Source organism: Lentzea sp. NPDC102401, assembly GCF_044765805.1.
Lineage (GTDB): Bacteria > Actinomycetota > Actinomycetes > Mycobacteriales > Pseudonocardiaceae > Lentzea > Lentzea sokolovensis.
In genome coordinates, this window is sequence record NZ_JBIWKS010000001.1 from 37,607 (window position 1) to 54,387 (window position 16,781).

The following is a 16,781-nucleotide window of genomic DNA, read 5'->3' on the forward strand; positions in this document are numbered from 1 at the left end:
GCGACGTGGCCACGGACTTCTACGAGGCGCTGGGCGTACCCCGCGGCGCGAGCAGCGAGGAGATCCAGCGGGCGTACCGCAAACTCGCGCGGAAGTACCACCCGGACGTCAACCGCGACCCCGGTGCCGAGGACCGGTTCAAGGAGGTCAGCGAGGCCTACGAGGTCCTGTCGGACGCGGACCAGCGCAAGCGGTACGACCGGTTCGGCGCCGACTTCCGCCGAGTCCCGGAGGATTACGGGGAACGCGCTCCTCGGGGACGCACGGTGTACACGAGCGGGCCTGGCCAAGGCGGGTTCGAGGACTTCGACTTCGAGGACCTGTTCGGCGGCGTCTTCCGCCGCGGCGGACGCGGCGGCCCGGTTCCGGGCGCCGACCAGGAGGCCGAGCTGACGCTCTCGGTCGAGGACGCCTACCGGGGTGGGCATCGCAGACTGACCATCGGCGACCGCGAGCTGGACGTGACGATCCCGCCCGGTGTGGTGGCCGGCCAGCGCATCCGCCTGGCCGGCCAGGGCGGGCAGGGCTCCGGCGGCGGCGCGTCCGGGGACCTGTTCCTGGTGGTCCGGATCGCGCCGCACCCCCGGTACCGGCTGGAAGGCCGCGACGTCGTCGTGGACCTGCCGGTCACACCGTGGGAGGCGGCTCTCGGTGCCACTGTGCCGATCATGACGCCGGGCGGCGAGGCGAAGGTCCGCGTGGTCGCCGGGTCGTCGAGTGGACGACGGCTGCGGTTGCGCGGTGAGGGCATGCCGAACCCGCGCGGCAAGGCCGGTGACCTCCACGCGGTCGTGAAGGTCATGGTGCCGAAGTCCCTCGGCAAGCGGGAACGGGAGCTGTTCGAGGAACTGGCCGCGGTCTCCGACTTCGATCCGAGGGGCTCGTGATGTACGTCCTGACGAAACCGTCCCGGCTGAGCATCGACCGGGTGTCCGTCCACACCGGACTCCACCCGGAACTGGTGCGCCGGTTCGCCGCGCTCGGGCTGATCGAGTGCGCGGTGGACGACGGCGGACGGCTGTGGTTCCCACCGGACACCGCGGCCCGCATCGCACGGATCCAGCGGCTGCGCGGCGGGCTCTCGCTCAACTACAACGCGGTCGCGCTCGTGCTGGACCTGCTCGACCGGATCCGAGTCCTGGAAGCACAAGTGCGCGGGAGTGAGCCATCGTGGAAGTGAACCGGCTATGGACGTGAACCGGCTGACGCAGAAGTCGCAGGAGGCGCTGCAGTCCGCCCAGGAGGTCGCCCAGCGGCTCGGGCACACCGAGACCGACGGCGAACACCTCCTGCTGGCTCTGGTCGAGCAGCCCGACGGCCTGGTGGCCCGCCTGCTCACGCAGGCGGACGTGGACGTGCAGGCGCTGACGGACGACGTGCGGACCGCACTCTCCCGCCGCCCCAGGGTGACCGGACCGGGTGTCCAACCCGGACAGATCAACGTCACCCGCCGTCTGCTCGGTCTGCTCGACGCCGCGGAACGGGAAGCCAAGCGACTCAAGGACGAGTACGTCAGCGTCGAGCACCTGCTGCTCGCGCTGGCGGAGGAGGGCAACGGCACCAAGGCCGGTCAGGTCCTGGCGAAGCACGGCATCACGCGGGACCGCTTCCTGGAGAGTCTGACCAGGATTCGCGGCAACCAGCGCGTGCGCAGTGCCACGCCGGAGGGAACCTACGAGGCCCTGGAGAAGTACGGCCGCGACCTCGTCAACGACGCGCGGACCGGCGACCTCGACCCGGTGATCGGCCGGGACGCCGAGATCCGCCGGGTGATCCAGATCCTGTCCCGCAAGACGAAGAACAACCCGGTGCTGATCGGCGAGCCCGGCGTCGGCAAGACCGCGATCGTCGAGGGCCTCGCGCAGCGGATCGTGCGCGGCGACGTGCCGGAAGGCCTCAGGGACAAGACGGTCTTCTCCCTCGACATGGGCTCGCTGGTGGCCGGCGCCAAGTACCGCGGCGAGTTCGAGGAGCGGCTCAAGGCCGTGCTCGCCGAGGTGAAGGCGGCCGAGGGGCGGATCCTGCTGTTCGTCGACGAGCTGCACACCGTCGTGGGCGCGGGCGCCGCCGAAGGGTCCATGGACGCGGGCAACATGCTCAAACCCATGCTCGCTCGCGGTGAGCTGCACATGATCGGCGCCACCACGCTCGACGAGTACCGCAAGCACATCGAGTCCGACGCCGCGCTGGAACGACGGTTTCAGACCGTGGTCGTGGCCGAGCCGTCGCCGGAGGACGCGATCTCGATCCTGCGCGGGCTGCGGGAACGCCTCGAGGTCTACCACGGTGTCAAGATCCAGGACGCCGCGCTCGTGTCCGCCGTGGTGCTGTCCCAGCGCTACATCACCGACCGGTTCCTGCCGGACAAGGCGATCGACCTGGTGGACGAGGCGTGCGCGCGGCTGCGCACCGAGATCGACTCGATGCCCGCGGAACTGGACGAGACGTCGCGGCGCGTGACCCGGCTGGAGATCGAGGAAGCCGCACTGGCCAAGGAAACCGATCAGGCCAGCGAACAACGGCTGGACGCCCTGCGCAAGGAACTCGCCGACCTCCGCGCGGAGCTCGACGCCATGACCGCGCAGTGGGAGGCGGAGCGGCAGGCCATCCGGCGCGTGCAGGACCTGCGCGGTGAGTTGGAACGCGTACGCCGGGACGCCGAAGAGGCGGAACGTGCCTACGACCTCAACCGAGCCGCGGAACTGCGCTACGGCAAGCTCGCCGAACTGGGGAGTCAGCTCGCGTCCGAGGAGGAAAGGCTTGCCGGCAAACAGGGTCAGCACCGCCTGCTCAAGGAAGTGGTGACCGAGGACGAGATCGCCGAGATCGTCGCGGCGTGGACCGGCATCCCGGTGTCGAGGCTCCAGGAGGGCGAACGCGAGAAGTTGCTGAGGCTGGACCAGATCCTGCACGAGCGGGTGATCGGCCAGGAGGACGCGGTGCGGCTGGTCGCCGACGCGATCATCCGTGCGCGAGCGGGCGTGAAGGATCCGCGCAAGCCGATCGGGTCGTTCATCTTCCTGGGCCCCACCGGGGTCGGCAAGACCGAGCTGGCGAAAACGCTGGCCGCGGCGCTGTTCGACAGCGAGGACAACATGGTGCGCCTCGACATGAGCGAGTACCAGGAGAAGCACACGGTCTCACGACTCGTCGGCGCGCCTCCCGGCTACGTCGGCTACGACGAGGGCGGCCAGCTCACGGAAGCGGTGCGGCGCAAGCCCTACTCCGTCGTGTTGCTGGACGAGATGGAGAAGGCGCACCCGGACGTGTTCAACACGTTCCTGCAGGTGCTCGACGACGGCCGGATCACCGACGCGCAGGGCCGCACGGTCGACTTCCGCAACACCGTCATCATCATGACGTCCAACATCGGCTCGGAGCACCTGCTGGACGGCGTCACCCCCGACGGAGAGATCAAACCGGACGCACGCGGGGCCGTGATGGCGTCACTGCGCGACCACTTCCGGCCCGAGTTCCTCAACCGCGTCGACGACATCGTGCTGTTCACGCCACTGCGGCTGGAGCAGATCGAACGCATCGTGGACCTGCAGTTCGCCGAGCTGCGCGCCCGCCTGGCCGAACGCCGCGTCGACGTCGAGCTCACTCCCGCGGCCCGCGAGTTCATCGCCAGGCGCGGCTTCGACCCCGTCTACGGCGCGCGGCCACTGCGCCGCTACATCGCGCACGAGGTCGAAACCCGCGTGGCACGGGCGCTGATCGCGGGTGACCTGGCGGAGGACACGACGATCCGGGTGGACGTGGTGGACGACGAGCTGTCCGTCGTCACGTCCGGTGAGAGCAGGGCCGCGGCATGAGGACGACGAACATCACGTGCCCGAACTGCGGCAAGACCAACCGCATCCCCGTGGCCGCCCAGGGCAAGCCGAAATGCGGCAACTGCGCACGGCCACTGCCGTGGATCGTCGACGCGCTGGACGTCGACTTCGCCGAGGTGGCCGAGCAGGCGGACGTTCCCGTGCTGGTCGACATGTGGGCGACGTGGTGCGGGCCGTGCAGGATGGTCAGCCCGGTCCTGGACCAGCTCGCACACGAACGCGCGGGTGACATCAAGCTCGTGCGGGTGGACGTGGACCGCGCACCCCGTCTGTCAGAACGGTTCGACGTGCGCTCGATACCCACGCTGATGATTCTGCGCGACGGCGAGGTGATCGCGCGGCAACCCGGCGCGGTGCCCGCACCCCAGCTGCGCGCCTGGCTCGACGAGGCTCTCGTTCCGGAGGTGAGGACATGATCGGCCGATCCCTTCTGCGGCAACTGCCCGCGCGCGTCACCACGGGCGCGTACGTGCTCAACTCAGGACTCGGCAAGCTGCACGCCGACCAGCAGACCGCCGAGTCGTTGCAGGGCTTCGCCGCGACCACGTATCCGGTGCTGGGCAAGCTGGACGCCCAGCGGTTCACGACGCTGCTCGCGGCCGGGGAGATCATGACCGGCGTGGCCCTGCTGGTGCCGCTGGTGCCCGCGGTCGTCGCCGGTGCCGCGCTCACCGGGTTCGGCGGCGCGTTGCTCGGGCTCTACCTGAAGACACCCGGGATGCGCCGGGAAGGCAGCCTGCGGCCGACCGAACAGGGCATCTCGCTGGCGAAGGACGTGTGGCTGGTGGGCATCGGCCTGTCGCTGGTGCTCGACGACGTGATGCGGGAGGACCGGTGACCACGGTCGTGGACGAACACCTCGCACTCGTGCGCGAGGTGGTGCCGCAGACCCCGCAGGGCTGCCGGGAGTGCCTCATCGCGGGCACCCCGTGGGTCCACCTGCGACTGTGCCTCACCTGCGGACACGTCGGCTGCTGCGACTCCTCGCCGATGAAGCACGCGCGCAGGCACGCTTTCGGCATCGGCCATCCGATCGTGCGTTCTTTTGAACCCGGCGAGAACTGGCGGTGGTGTTATGTCCACCAGGCTTTCGTCTGAGCAGCGTTCGTCCGGGCCGCGGGAGACACCGGACGAGCACGGTGCCTTCCCCCGCCTCGACAGCGACCAGATCGACCAGATCGCGCTGCACGGCACAAGGCGTCCGACACGAGAAGGGGAAGTGCTGTACGCCGAGGGCGACCGCGACCACGACTTCTTCGTGATCGTCAGCGGCGTCGTGCAGGTGCTGGAGCACGGCGAGGTCGTGCGGGTGCACGGGCCAGGCCGGTTCCTCGGCGAACTCGGCCTGCTGGAAGGACAACCGTCGTTCGTGACGGCCGTCGTCGCACAGCCCGGCGAGGTCGTCCAGCTGACCGCGGGCGAGCTGAACGAGCTGGTGCGCAACGACCCCGTGCTGGGAGGCCTCGTCCTGCGCGCGTACCTGATGCGCCGGGCGGTGCTGATCGGCAGGGGCAGCGGCCTGCAGATCATCGGCTCGTGCTTCTCGCCGGACACCAAGCGGCTGCTGGAGTTCGCCGCGCGCAACCGGATCCCGCACCGGCTGGTCGACATCGACAACGACAGCGACGCCGAGGAACTGCTGCGCAGGTTCGGCGTGACCGTCCACGAGACCCCCGTGGTCGTGGTGCCCGGAGGCGGGACGCTGCGCAACCCGGGCAACCGGGAACTGGCCCAGGCGCTGGGCCTGCACGCGTCGTCCCCGCCGAGCGACCTCACCGACCTGCTCGTCGTCGGCGCCGGCCCCGGCGGCCTCGCGGCCGTCGTCTACGGCGCGGCGGACGGGCTGGGTGTGGTGGCCGTCGACTCGGTCGCCGCCGGCGGCCAGGCCGGGACGACGTCGCGGATCGAGAACTACCTGGGTTTCCCGGCCGGCATCTCCGGCCCGGATCTGGCCGAACGCGCCGTCCTGCAGGCCGGGAAGTTCGGCGTGCCCGTGAACGTGTCCGCGGAGGCGATCTCGTTCTCCGCGCACGACGGCCACTACGTGGTGGGCTTCGACGACTCGTCAGAGGTCAGGACGCGATCACTGGTGATCGCGACCGGCGCGCGCTACCGCAAGCTCGACCTCGCCCGGCTCGCCGATTTCGAGTCGACCGACGTGTACTACGCTGCCACGATCCACGAAGCACGCGCGTGCCAGACGAACCCGGTCGCGATCGTGGGCGGGGGCAACTCGGCGGGCCAGGCGGCCGTGTTCCTCGCGGACCGGGTCCCCCACGTCCACCTGGTGGTACGCGGCGGTGACCTGAACAAGGACATGTCCCGTTACCTGGTCGACCGTGTGCTGAACCATCCCCGGATCGAGGTGCTGCTGCACCACGAGGTCGTGGAGCTGCTGGGCGACGACAAGCTCGAGGGCGTGGTCGTGGAGGACAACCGGGTCCACGACCGGCGCACCCTGCCGGTGCGGGCGCTGTTCGTGTTCATCGGCGCGAAGCCGTGCACGACCTGGCTCTCATCGTTGATCGCGCTCGACGAGGACGGTTTCGTCCTCACCGGTGAACACGTCGCCACCGACGATTCCTGGTGGCACCGGGGCAGAAGGCCGTTCCCGCTGGAGACGAACCGGCCGGGCGTGTTCGCGATCGGCGACGTGCGCAGCGGTTCGATCAAACGGGTCGGCTCCGCGGTCGGCGAGGGCGCGATGGTGGTCCGGCTCGTCCACGACCACCTCTCGTTCGGAGCGAGGAGATGACCTGGCGGCGGAGGGTGGCGGAGCGGAGTACTCCATTTGGCATGCTGTGAATCGTGGAAAGACTGCTCAACCACCCGGTGGCCCGCGCGACCCGGATCGATGAGGCGGAGGACTCGGTCACCCGCGTGTTCCTGCCGCACCAGATCGCGCCCGCCGGCGGCGAGACACCGCTCGACATGCGGTTGAACGCGGTACGGCTCGGCTCCCTCACGGCCGCCTACCTCGGGTACGGCCAGGAAGTCGACATGCGCACCACGAACGCGACCGCCTACCACTTCAACATGCCGGTGCAGGGACGTGCGCGGTCGTCGTTCGGGCGGGTGTCGGTCGACGCCGGTCTCGCCGAGACCGTCGCGTACCTGCCCGGTGAACCGGCGTTGATCAAATGGAGCGCCGACTGCGCGCAACTGTGCCTCATGGTGGAGCGGGTGACGCTGGAACAGCGGCTCTCCGCCATGCTCGGGCGCCCGGTGAGCCGGATCGGGTTCGCGCCCGCACCGCAGCCGGGCGTGCTGGACGTGCTCGCCCCGTTCCTGCGGGAGTTCGAGGGGCCGGCACTGCTGCGCCGCCACCCCCTCGCGGCCGGCACGCTGGAGCAACTCGTGCTCGACGGCCTGCTGCTCACCCTGCGGCACGATCACCACGCGGATCTGGAGAGATCACGCCACATCCCGCGGGGGCCGGTGCGCGAGGCCGTGGAACTGCTGGAGGAACGGCCGCACGAGGCGTGGACGACCACCACCCTGGCGGCGGCGGTCGCGGTCTCGGCGCGGGCACTGCAGGCCGGGTTCCAGCAGCACACCGGGATGTCGCCGACGACGTACCTGCGCAACGTGCGGCTGGGTCGTGTCCACCGCGACCTCACGGCGGCGGCGCCCGGCCTGACCGTCACCGACGCCGCCGCGTCCTGGGGGTTCGTCCACCTGGGACGGTTCGCGGGAACGTATCGCGGGCGGTACGGGGAGACGCCCTCCGAGACACTCAGAAGAAGCCGCAGACGCCGGTGAACCCCAACAGGGCGCTGCCACCGGTGACGAACACGTCGACGTCGCGAGAGCCCGCCAGCCGGGTGACCCGCACGAGGGCGGCGACCCCGCACGCGTCGATCTCCGGCACCGCGCGCAGATCCACCACCATCAGCACCAGAGGCCAGTCCAGTCCGATGAGGCCGGTCAGCACGGTCTCCTCGAACTGACGGGCCGAGCGCTCGTCGAGGACACCACGAACCTCGGCGATCACCACGCCGGGCCCGCCCCCGCAGAACTCAAGATCCACATGCTCAGTCAACTGTGCTGGTCCGCCCGGCACCATCCGCCTGACGACTCGTCTTCGTCCGTTTCAGGAGCCCGGCTCCCCGCGCGCCCGCCCGTTCGTAGGCGCGGACGGTGTCGGCCGCGACCCGGTCCCACGAGTACCGCGCGCACGCCCGGTCGCGGCCCGCGGCACCGAACTCCTGGCGGCGGACGTCGTCACCGAGCAGCCCGCACAGTGCCCTCGCCAGAAGGCGCGGTTTCCCAGGCGGGACGTGCAGACCCGTCACCCCGTCCACCACCGAGTCCGCCAACGCGCCCACCGCGGTCGCCACGACGGGCACGCCACATGCCATCGCCTCGAGCGAGACGTGACCGACCGGTTCACACCGCGGCGCGCACACCACGACGTCCGCGGAACGCAGCAAGGCGACCGACCGCTCCCGTGACACGCCTCCGGTGAACACGACCCGGTCCGCTACCCCGGCGTCCGCGGCGAACGCGCGCAACCGCCGCGTTCCCGGCTCCTGCCCGATCTGCCGTCTCGCCGGTCCGCCGATGATCAGCAACTCGGCGTCCTCCACGTGGGACAGCACTTTCACCAGGTCGGCCAGACCGCTCTGCGGAACGGCCGTCCGCACCGCCACGATGCGGCTTCGCGTGCCGCGTTTCGCCCTTCGCCCCCACGGGGTGAACATCTGCACGTCCACACCGGTCGGAACGACGGAGATCCGGCTCCGGCTGACACCGGTGCGCAGGAGCGCGAGCACCTCGTTGGACGACATCGCGGCGACCCGCGTGACCTCGCGCCCGACGATTCGTTCCGCCAGCGACCGCCTGACAGAACCGCCGAGCCCGTAGTACGTCTGCACCACGGGAATCCCCCGGTGTTCGGCCAGCACGCTGGCCAGTCCCGACGTCCAGCCGTGCGCGTGCACGACGTCCGGCGGGGCGTCCCGCCACTCGCGGCCGAGAAGATCAGCGAGCCGGCCGACCTGGTGGATCATCTCGTTCTCGTCGATCCGCACCGCGGGCCCGGCAGACACGTTCACGACGTCGTAACCGAGCTCCGCGCGGTCGCGATCCGGCAGAAGCGCGCTCTCCTGGCGGGTGTAGACCGTGACAGCGTGGCCGCGGCGGGCAAGCGCCGCCGACAGTTCCGCCACGTGCACACGCTGTCCGGCGCCGGACTCCCCCGCCGACACCATCGCGATCCGCAACCGGTCGTGCTCCACGTCCGCCTCCTCACGTCGATTCCAGGAGGCAATCGTCGGCGGACCGGCCACGGCGACGCTTCGGCCGAGGAGGACCAACTCAGCGACCGTTTCCGGTCACGGGTGCAGCACGACCTTGGTGAAGCCGTCGACCCGTTTGTCGAACTTCTCGTACGCCATGGGCGCCTCGTCGAGCGGCAGTTCGTGCGACACCACGAAGCTCGGCTTCGCGCGGCCCGCGATGATCAGGTCACGCAACCGCGTGTTGTAGCGCTTCACGTCGCACTGGCCCGTGCCCATGCGCAGGCCCTTCTCGAACATGCGCCCGATCGCCACGAGCAGCATGCCCTGCCTCGACTGCTCGTCCGGCCCGCCGGGGTCGGCGGGCACGTACAGCCCGGGGACGCCGAGCATTCCGGTCGCACGAACCGCCTCGATCAACGAGTTCAGCACGACGGCCGGTTCCTCTTTGGCGCCGCTGTCCGAGTGCGCTTGATAACCGACGGCGTCGACACCCTTGTCCGCACCGCCGAGCTCGGCGCACTGCTCGAGGATCTGCCGCGCCGCGTTGCCCTCGCTGAAGTCGATCGGCACCGCGCCGATCTCCTCGGCCTTGCGCAGTCGTTCCGGGACGCGGTCGACCACGAACACCTTCGCCGCACCGCGCAGCAGCGCGGAGTAGGCGGCCATCAAGCCGACCGGACCGGCGCCGAACACCGCGACCGATTCGCCGAGGGTGACCTCGGCGAGTTCGCAGCCGTGGTAGCCGGTCGGGAAGATGTCGGCCAGCAGCACGAAGTCGAGCTCGTGGTCGGTTCCTGGCGGCAGTGCAAGGCAGTTGAAGTCCGCGTACGGTACGCGGAGCTTCTCCGCCTGCCCACCGGAGTACGGGCCCATGGACACGTATCCGTAGGCACCTCCGGCGAACCCGGGATTCACCGTGAGGCAGAACCCCGTGTGGCCGCGCACGCAGTTGACGCAGAACCCGCACGCGACGTTGAACGGCATCACCACCCGATCACCCGGCTTGATCGACGTGACACCGTCACCGGCCTGCTCGACCACGCCCAAGTTCTCGTGTCCGAACACGATTCCCGGTTCGGCGGCGGTCCGCCCCTCGTACATGTGCAGGTCCGATCCGCAGATCGCGGTCGAGGTGATGCGGACGATCACGTCGTTGGGGTGCTGGAGTTCCGGATCCGGCACCTCTTCGACGGCCACCTCGTACGGCTTCTTGTAAACGACAGCTTTCATGATCACCACCTTCTTGCGTCTCAGCGGCTCGACACCCCGAAGACCGGGGTGCCGTCCGTGTCCGTGCGGGCGTCGAGAACCTTGTCGTTCAGGTAGTCCGCCGATTCCGGCGCGACGAAGACACGTTCGCCGGAACGAGCGGTGACCACCTCGTCGCCCTCCTCGGGCGCGTCGGCTCGCGCGACGTGCAGGTCGCCGTCCGCGAAGTCGAGGCGCAGTCCCGCCGACGGCCGCTCCCCCGCCATCAGTTCCCTGATCACACCAGCGGCGACAGGCGTCATCTCCAGCACAGCAACCTCCCGATCGATCATCGACGACCCAGGACGACTGTCAGCTCGGTCCGCTGCTCGCCGCGTTGCACCGAAACAGAAGTCCTTTCCTCGACGTGCGAAGACCGCAACACGGCCTGCACGTCCTGCACACCGCCCACCTCCTGGTCCTTCATCCGCACGATCACGTCCCCGGCTCGCATCCCGCCGGTCTCAGCGGGCCCTCCGGGCTCGACCTCCAGCACCAGAGCCCCGCGCTCCGCCGAGATCCCGAACCGCGAGCGGATCTCCGGCGTCAGGTCGCCCAGGGACGCCCCGAGGTACGGGTGCTCGACCTTTCCGGCCGACAACAACTTCTCCGCCACGTCCAGGGCCACGCCGGACGGAATCGCGAAGCCCAGGGACACCGCGCCCTGCGCGGGCGGGATGTAGGCCTCGTTGATCCCGATGACGCGTCCGGCCGAATCGAGCAGGGCACCACCGGAGTTGCCTGGCGAGATCGGCGCGTCGGTCTGGACGAGCTCGACCTGCGGCCCACCGGGCAACGTCCGGTGCAGACCGGACACGATTCCCGCCGTCACCGTGAACTCCAGCCCGAGTGGACTCCCGATCGCCAGCACGGTGTCCCCCGGCCTGGGCAACTCGGCGCGGAACTCGGCGGCAGGCAGGTCCTTCCGCTCGGTGCGGATCACCGCGAGATCCGACAACGGATCCGTGGCGAGCACCTCGCCGCCGGACTCCTGCCCGTCGGCGTACCGGATGCGCACCTGCCTGTTGGTCTTCACCACGTGTTCGTTCGTCACCACCACGTCGGAACGCAGTACGACGCCACTGCCCACGCCGTCCTCGACCCGGACGGTCACCGCGGAAGGCGCGGTGCGCGTGACCACGTCGGCGTAGGAGCCGCTACCGGCAGGCGGCGAGGACCGGCTGTCCGTGCACGCGACCAAACCCAGCAACATCAACAAAAATGCCAGAACTCTTGCCATCATGCCGCCCGGCTACCCGGCGAAAACCGGCTCACACGAGCTCTTTCGCCGTCGTGCTGCCACTTGACTCCGGAGGACGAACGCGGGCGGGAAATTTAGTCCTCGCAGGAGAAAGCGCACTCCGCCGAACCCTTGCCAGCCTGCTGGTGGTGACAATCACGAGAGGTGGTAGGACGATGACGCTCATGCGGTCCGACCCGTTCCGCGAGCTCGACCGGTTCACCGAGCAGGTGTTCGGCGGGACGCGGACGCGTTCGATCATGCCTGTCGAGGCCTACCGCCGAGGTGACGAGGTGTGCGTCCACGTCGACCTGCCCGGCGTCGCCCCCGAGGACGTGGACGTCGCGATCGAGCGCAACGTGGTCACCATCCGCGCCACCCGGCGTCCACTGCACGCGGCGAACGACGAGGTCATCATCGACGAACGGCCGCAGGGTGAGCTCAGCCGCCAGTTCTTCCTCGGTGACCACCTGGACACGAACGTGCCGAAGGCGAGCTTCAGCAGGGGCGTGCTCACGCTGCGGATCCCCGTGTCGGAGGAGAGCAAGCCGCGGCGCGTCGAGGTCCTCAGCCATGACGACGACCAGCAGCGCGTGATCGAGGCCCAGCACACCGGAACCTGAGAAGCCCGAGACGGACGGGGAGGGATCATGCGCGCGACCACGTCACCCCCTGGCAACGCCCGAACGACATGACGGGAGGCTGGGCCTTCGAGGGGCACCCCACCGCGCTCTCGGGCGGCACGGTCACCCTCGTCAACGGCACATCGTTCTGCGTGTGCGGTCACGACGGCGAGATCCACGCCAACGGGCCGCAGGGCACGTTCTTCATGGACACCAGGATCGTGTCCTGCTGGCGCGTGAGGATCGACGGCGCACCGGCCGAGCCGATCACCACGGTGCCGGCGGAACCGTTCCGCACGACGTTCCTCGGGCGAGCGCTTCTCGGCCGGCGTGGCGAGAGCTCGCTGCTGGTGGAACGCACGCGGTACATCGGCGCCGGCATGCGCGAGGACGTGGTGCTGCGCAACTACGGGCCACAGGACGTGTCCGTCACGCTCACCGTGCACGTGCAGGCCGACTTCGCGGACCTGTTCGAGGTCAAGGAAGACCGCGTGCGCGCCGACCACCGACGGCACGGCGCGGAGGCCCGCGAGGACGGCCTCGCGCTCAGCCGGGGCAGCAGGGGCGTGAGGGTGAGTGCCGATCACGCCGAGTACGACCTGGATCGTTTGACCTTCCAAGCACTGGTGCCCGCGAGGGGTGAGTGGTCGACCCGTGTCACCGCGCGGCCGGTGGTGGACGGCGAGCTGGCGCCCGCGTTGTTCCCGCTGGATCAGCCCGTCGAGCAGTCGGCGCCGATGGCACGGGCGCGGCAGTGGCACGAGATGGGGCCGGTGCTTCGGGTGTTCGGCGCACCGGCGTTGATGCGCACGCTTCAGCAGAGCAGGGAGGACCTGGGCGCGCTGCGCATCTTCGACCCGGAACGGCCGCAGGACACGGTGATCGCGGCCGGAGCACCGTGGTTCATGACCTTGTTCGGGCGCGACTCGATCCTGTCGTCTCTGATGGCACTGCCGATCGACCCGACGCTGGCGCTCGGTACCGCACAAACCCTCGCGCGCCACCAGGGCACGACCGTGGAGCAGAACAGCGAAGAGGAACCCGGCCGGATCCTGCACGAGATCCGGTTCGGCGCGGACTCCTCTCTCGCGCTCGGCGGACGCAACGTCTACTACGGCACCGCGGATGCCACGCCGTTGTTCGTGATGCTGCTCGGCGAGCTGAGCCGGTGGGGCATCGGCGACGACCGGATGGCCGCACTGCTCCCCCACGCCGACCGCGCGCTCGAGTGGGTGGATCGCTACGGCGACCGCGACGGCGACGGATTCGTCGAGTACCACCGCGCCACCGAGCGCGGCCTGGTGAACCAGGGCTGGAAGGACTCGTGGGACGGCGTCAACTTCGCCGACGGCACGATCGCGCGCAGCCCGATCGCGTTGTGCGAGGTGCAGGGCTACGTGTACGCGGCGTTCCGTGCGCGGGCATGTCTCGCACGGGTCGCCGGTGATGATCCGAAGTACTGGGAGGATCGCGCTCAGGCGCTGAAGGAGAGGTTCAACGAGGCGTTCTGGCTGCCCGAACTCGGCCGTTACGCCGTCGCACTGGACCACGCCAAGCGACCCGTCGACTCCGTCACGTCCAACATCGGGCACTGTCTGTGGACCGGCATCGTCGACGAGGACAAAGCCGGGCAGGTCGCGGAATCGCTGATGTCCGAAGAGATGTTCACCGGCTGGGGTGTGCGCACCCTCGCGTCCGGCATGGGCGCGTACAACCCGATGAGCTACCACAACGGATCGGTGTGGCCGCACGACTCGACCCTCGTGGCGGCAGGGCTGATGCGGTACGGGTTCGTCGAGCACGCGCAACGCCTTGCGAGCGCGCTGTACGACGCGGCGGAGGCATTCGGAGGCAGGCTTCCCGAGCTGCTGTGCGGATTCGACCGCAGCGAATACGCACAGCCGGTGCCCTATCCGACGTCGTGCTCGCCGCAGGCATGGGCATCGGCATCACCCGTGCATCTGCTTCGGGTGTTGCTGCGCCTGGAACCCGCCGTGCCGGACAGAACCGTGTGGCTCGCACCGGCGTTGCCGGACAGGTTCCTGCCGATCGCGCTCGACAACGTGCCGCTGGCCGGCGCGCGGGTGACCGTCGAGGTCGACTCGGAGGTCCGAGTTGCCGGTCTCCCAACGGAAATGGTGTTCTCAAAGGACGTCCCGGCTGGTTTCGTCGCGCGTGCTGGGGAAACTCGTCCGGAATGGACGAACTGAAAATCGCGATGGTGGCGCCTCCCTGGTTCGAGCTCCCACCGAAGGCTTACGGCGGTATCGAATCCATGTGCGCGGACCTCACCGAGCAGCTGATGAGACAGGCCGTGCACGTCACGTTGATCGGCGTCGGACAGAACGGCACGAGCGCGAAGTTCATCTCGGTTTCGCAGGCGCCACAAGAAGAACACATGGGTATGAACATGCCCGAGGTCGGGCACGCGGCCGCTCTGCCCGACGTGCTCGCCGATCTCGACGTCGACCTGGTTCACGACCACTCGCTGGCCGGACCGCTGCTGGCCCGCGGACGTGCGCTGCCCACCGTGGTCACCGCGCACGGTCCGACTACCGGCGAGATGGGACGGTACTACCGGGATCTCGGCGACAGCGTGCATCTCGTCGCACTGTCCGAGGCGCAGCGCACCCATGCGCCGGATCTGAACTGGGTGGCCACGGTGCACAACGCGGTGCGTGTGGCCGAGTTCCCCTTCCGCAAGGACAAAGAGGACTTCGCGCTGTTCCTCGGCCGCTCCTCGCCGGAGAAGGGCATTCCGGAGGCGATCAAGGCGGCCAGGGCAGCGGGTGTGCGCCTGCTGATCGCGGCGAAGTGCCGTGAGCGGAACGAGATTCGCTACTTCGACGAGGTGGTGAAGCCGTTGCTGTTCGAAGGCGACGGCGTCGACTGGCTCGGCGAGGCGAACCGTGAGCGCAAACTCGCGTTGCTCGCCGCAGCCAGGTGCCTGCTCTTCCCGATCCAGTGGGAGGAGCCGTTCGGCCTCGTGATGGCGGAGGCACTGGCGTGCGGGACGCCGGTGGTGGCACTGCGCCGAGGTTCCGTGCCGGAAGTGGTGAGACACGGCGAGACCGGTTGGGTGTGCGACGACCTGGACGAACTCGCTGACGCACTTCGCCGGGTCAGCTCGCTGAGTCCCGCGCGGTGCCGGGCGGACGCCGAGGAACGCTTCGACGTCTCACTGATGGCGCAACGCTACGAGTCGGTGTACCGGTCGGTCGTGGGACGAGCCGCTGGAAGTGGCGGACGCGGTCTCCAGTTGGTCAGTGAGCGCTGAGCGGGAAGACCTCAAAGCACCGATGACGAGGAGCATCGCTGGACGAACAGCTGAGGCGGTCCGTCGGTCACTGACCGGCGGACCGCCTCGGGTCGTGCGCGAAAACGTCCGTCTCATACCCGCAGGGTGAAACCGACGACCGGATGTCGTCACGCGAGCACGTGGAGCGAGAAGCGCACGACCGCGATGCTCAAAGAACGTCCACGTCCTGAGGAGGCAACCGTGCCGGTCATGAATGTAAGCAGGTTCGAACACTTCTTCCGCACGGCGGCAAGTCTCGACGTCGACAAGGACGACCTCAAGCGCTACAACGACTTCATCGACCAGCAAGTGCAGGACATGTACCTGATGGCCGGAGTCACCGCGAAGACGAACGCACGCGACGTGGTGCAGGCCTACGACTTCCCGATCACCAAGGGCCTGCAGGAACGCATTCGCGAGTTCGACAAGCTGTTCGCCGATCTCGAGGACGTCCTGGACGCGATGGTGGCCCGGCCACCGGACATCACGTTGTCGGAGGAGGCCGAGGCCTGGGTGCCCCGCATCGCCGGCGGGATCAGCGTGGGGCTCGCCCGCACGTTCAAGATCATCGAACCGGGCCTGGTGAACCCGCAGACCAGGCACTGGGAGTCGGCGTTCCGCCTGTTCGACCTTCTTCTGTGACCTGTGAGCGCGACTCCACAGGAATGGCGGTTCAGGTGCAGAGATCCAGCTGGCTGCCGCAAAGCAGCGTCGGCGCCACACAAGCGTAGACGGCTTCCCCGTCATGGCTGGGCAAACCGGCTGCCTCGGCACCGCTGCGACGTTGCGGGGAGACGACCTGCGCCCTGCCGTAAACAGTCACGGAGTGTGCTTTCTGCGCACCATCGACGAAGTCGTCGACCTGGAACGCGACGAACTCGAATCCGGCCGGCAACAACCGGGTCGCGGTGATCTGGTCAAGACTGACCATGATCACTTTGTTGCGCACGACGAATCGCACGGGCTGGGCCACCGGCAGACCAGCCGAGGTGTACAACAGCCGTCCCAGGCTGACGCGGTCCAGCAGGTCCCAGCACTCACCGTTGGTGAGCTCGTGTCCAGCCATCACCGCACATCACGCGGGGAACGCCGACGAGCACCGCGCCGGCCCCTCGTGCAACACCCAACATCCACAGTCTCAGTGAACCGTTGCCGCCCGTCCAGCACTATCCGCCTGACGCAGGGTCGTCATCCGCTTCCGCGGCTGCGCCGAGGTGAACGTGGCCCGCCGTCGCAGTGACCCGCACATCCTGCTCAGAACCGCGGACTTTCTGCACCTGGGTGCCCGCTCTG

The 16,781-nt window shown here is 69.0% G+C and carries 18 protein-coding genes; 12 read left to right on the plus strand and 6 right to left on the minus strand.

Annotated features, from left to right (window positions below):
• Positions 1 to 5: 5 nt before the first annotated feature.
• The 8 genes from ACIRG5_RS00195 to ACIRG5_RS00230 are packed head-to-tail and all read left to right on the plus strand — an operon-like array spanning position 6 to position 7,598.
• On the plus strand, positions 6 to 887 hold the full coding sequence (locus ACIRG5_RS00195; RefSeq protein WP_402897802.1) for a DnaJ C-terminal domain-containing protein: 882 nt from the start codon (positions 6 to 8) through the stop codon (positions 885 to 887).
• A complete protein-coding gene (locus tag ACIRG5_RS00200) occupies positions 887 to 1,180 on the plus strand; it encodes a chaperone modulator CbpM (RefSeq protein ID WP_402897805.1) in 294 nt (97 codons plus the stop codon). Before ACIRG5_RS00195 ends, ACIRG5_RS00200 begins: the two co-directional genes overlap by 1 nt.
• Before the next feature lie 7 nt (positions 1,181 to 1,187).
• A complete protein-coding gene (clpB, locus tag ACIRG5_RS00205) occupies positions 1,188 to 3,815 on the plus strand; it encodes an ATP-dependent chaperone ClpB (RefSeq protein ID WP_402897807.1) in 2,628 nt (875 codons plus the stop codon).
• On the plus strand, positions 3,812 to 4,252 hold the full coding sequence (gene trxA / locus ACIRG5_RS00210) for a thioredoxin (protein WP_402897809.1): 441 nt from the start codon (positions 3,812 to 3,814) through the stop codon (positions 4,250 to 4,252). The genes clpB and trxA overlap by 4 nt, the downstream gene beginning before the upstream one ends.
• A complete protein-coding gene (locus ACIRG5_RS00215; protein WP_402897811.1) occupies positions 4,249 to 4,674 on the plus strand; it encodes a hypothetical protein in 426 nt (141 codons plus the stop codon). The genes trxA and ACIRG5_RS00215 overlap by 4 nt, the downstream gene beginning before the upstream one ends.
• A complete protein-coding gene (locus ACIRG5_RS00220) occupies positions 4,671 to 4,934 on the plus strand; it encodes a UBP-type zinc finger domain-containing protein (protein ID WP_402897814.1) in 264 nt (87 codons plus the stop codon). Before ACIRG5_RS00215 ends, ACIRG5_RS00220 begins: the two co-directional genes overlap by 4 nt.
• The gene (locus tag ACIRG5_RS00225) at positions 4,912 to 6,591 is read left to right on the plus strand and encodes an FAD-dependent oxidoreductase (RefSeq protein ID WP_402897816.1); all 1,680 of its coding nucleotides are present in this window, start codon (positions 4,912 to 4,914) and stop codon (positions 6,589 to 6,591) included. Before ACIRG5_RS00220 ends, ACIRG5_RS00225 begins: the two co-directional genes overlap by 23 nt.
• A 53-nt stretch (positions 6,592 to 6,644) precedes the next feature.
• Positions 6,645 to 7,598: an AraC family transcriptional regulator gene (locus ACIRG5_RS00230; protein WP_402897819.1), complete on the plus strand. Its 954-nt coding sequence runs from the start codon at positions 6,645 to 6,647 to the stop codon at positions 7,596 to 7,598.
• Here the strand turns inward: ACIRG5_RS00230 and ACIRG5_RS00235 are convergent.
• The 5 genes from ACIRG5_RS00235 to ACIRG5_RS00255 form a co-directional block, all read right to left on the minus strand.
• Positions 7,573 to 7,866, minus strand: coding sequence for an STAS domain-containing protein (locus ACIRG5_RS00235; RefSeq protein WP_402897822.1), 294 nt, complete (start codon positions 7,864 to 7,866; stop codon positions 7,573 to 7,575). The genes ACIRG5_RS00230 and ACIRG5_RS00235 overlap by 26 nt on opposite strands.
• A 4-nt stretch (positions 7,867 to 7,870) precedes the next feature.
• Complete coding sequence (locus ACIRG5_RS00240) at positions 7,871 to 9,061, minus strand: glycosyltransferase (protein WP_402900811.1); 1,191 nt, start codon at positions 9,059 to 9,061, stop codon at positions 7,871 to 7,873.
• Positions 9,062 to 9,172: 111 nt separating this feature from the next.
• Positions 9,173 to 10,309, minus strand: coding sequence for a glutathione-independent formaldehyde dehydrogenase (locus ACIRG5_RS00245; RefSeq protein ID WP_402897825.1), 1,137 nt, complete (start codon positions 10,307 to 10,309; stop codon positions 9,173 to 9,175).
• Between the two features lie 20 nt (positions 10,310 to 10,329).
• On the minus strand, positions 10,330 to 10,620 hold the full coding sequence (locus ACIRG5_RS00250; protein WP_402897828.1) for an iron-sulfur cluster biosynthesis protein: 291 nt from the start codon (positions 10,618 to 10,620) through the stop codon (positions 10,330 to 10,332).
• The gene (locus tag ACIRG5_RS00255; RefSeq protein ID WP_402897831.1) at positions 10,617 to 11,540 is read right to left on the minus strand and encodes a S1C family serine protease; all 924 of its coding nucleotides are present in this window, start codon (positions 11,538 to 11,540) and stop codon (positions 10,617 to 10,619) included. The genes ACIRG5_RS00250 and ACIRG5_RS00255 overlap by 4 nt, the downstream gene beginning before the upstream one ends.
• A gap of 203 nt (positions 11,541 to 11,743) precedes the next feature.
• Here ACIRG5_RS00255 and ACIRG5_RS00260 point away from each other — a divergent pair, with 203 nt between their 5' ends.
• The 4 genes from ACIRG5_RS00260 to ACIRG5_RS00275 all read left to right on the plus strand — a co-directional run bounded on the left by ACIRG5_RS00260 (position 11,744) and on the right by ACIRG5_RS00275 (position 16,130).
• The gene (locus ACIRG5_RS00260; RefSeq protein ID WP_402897833.1) at positions 11,744 to 12,190 is read left to right on the plus strand and encodes an Hsp20/alpha crystallin family protein; all 447 of its coding nucleotides are present in this window, start codon (positions 11,744 to 11,746) and stop codon (positions 12,188 to 12,190) included.
• A gap of 68 nt (positions 12,191 to 12,258) precedes the next feature.
• On the plus strand, positions 12,259 to 14,400 hold the full coding sequence (locus ACIRG5_RS00265) for a glycogen debranching N-terminal domain-containing protein (protein ID WP_402897835.1): 2,142 nt from the start codon (positions 12,259 to 12,261) through the stop codon (positions 14,398 to 14,400).
• Positions 14,388 to 15,467, plus strand: coding sequence for a glycosyltransferase family 4 protein (locus tag ACIRG5_RS00270; protein ID WP_402897838.1), 1,080 nt, complete (start codon positions 14,388 to 14,390; stop codon positions 15,465 to 15,467). Before ACIRG5_RS00265 ends, ACIRG5_RS00270 begins: the two co-directional genes overlap by 13 nt.
• Positions 15,468 to 15,698: 231 nt before the next feature.
• Positions 15,699 to 16,130: a DUF1931 family protein gene (locus ACIRG5_RS00275; protein ID WP_402897840.1), complete on the plus strand. Its 432-nt coding sequence runs from the start codon at positions 15,699 to 15,701 to the stop codon at positions 16,128 to 16,130.
• 31 nt (positions 16,131 to 16,161) lie between these two features.
• On the opposite strand, the gene ACIRG5_RS00280 is transcribed toward ACIRG5_RS00275, so the two are convergent.
• Positions 16,162 to 16,554, minus strand: a complete 393-nt coding sequence (locus ACIRG5_RS00280) for a pyridoxamine 5'-phosphate oxidase family protein (protein WP_402897842.1) — start codon at positions 16,552 to 16,554, stop codon at positions 16,162 to 16,164.
• Positions 16,555 to 16,781: the final 227 nt, after the last annotated feature.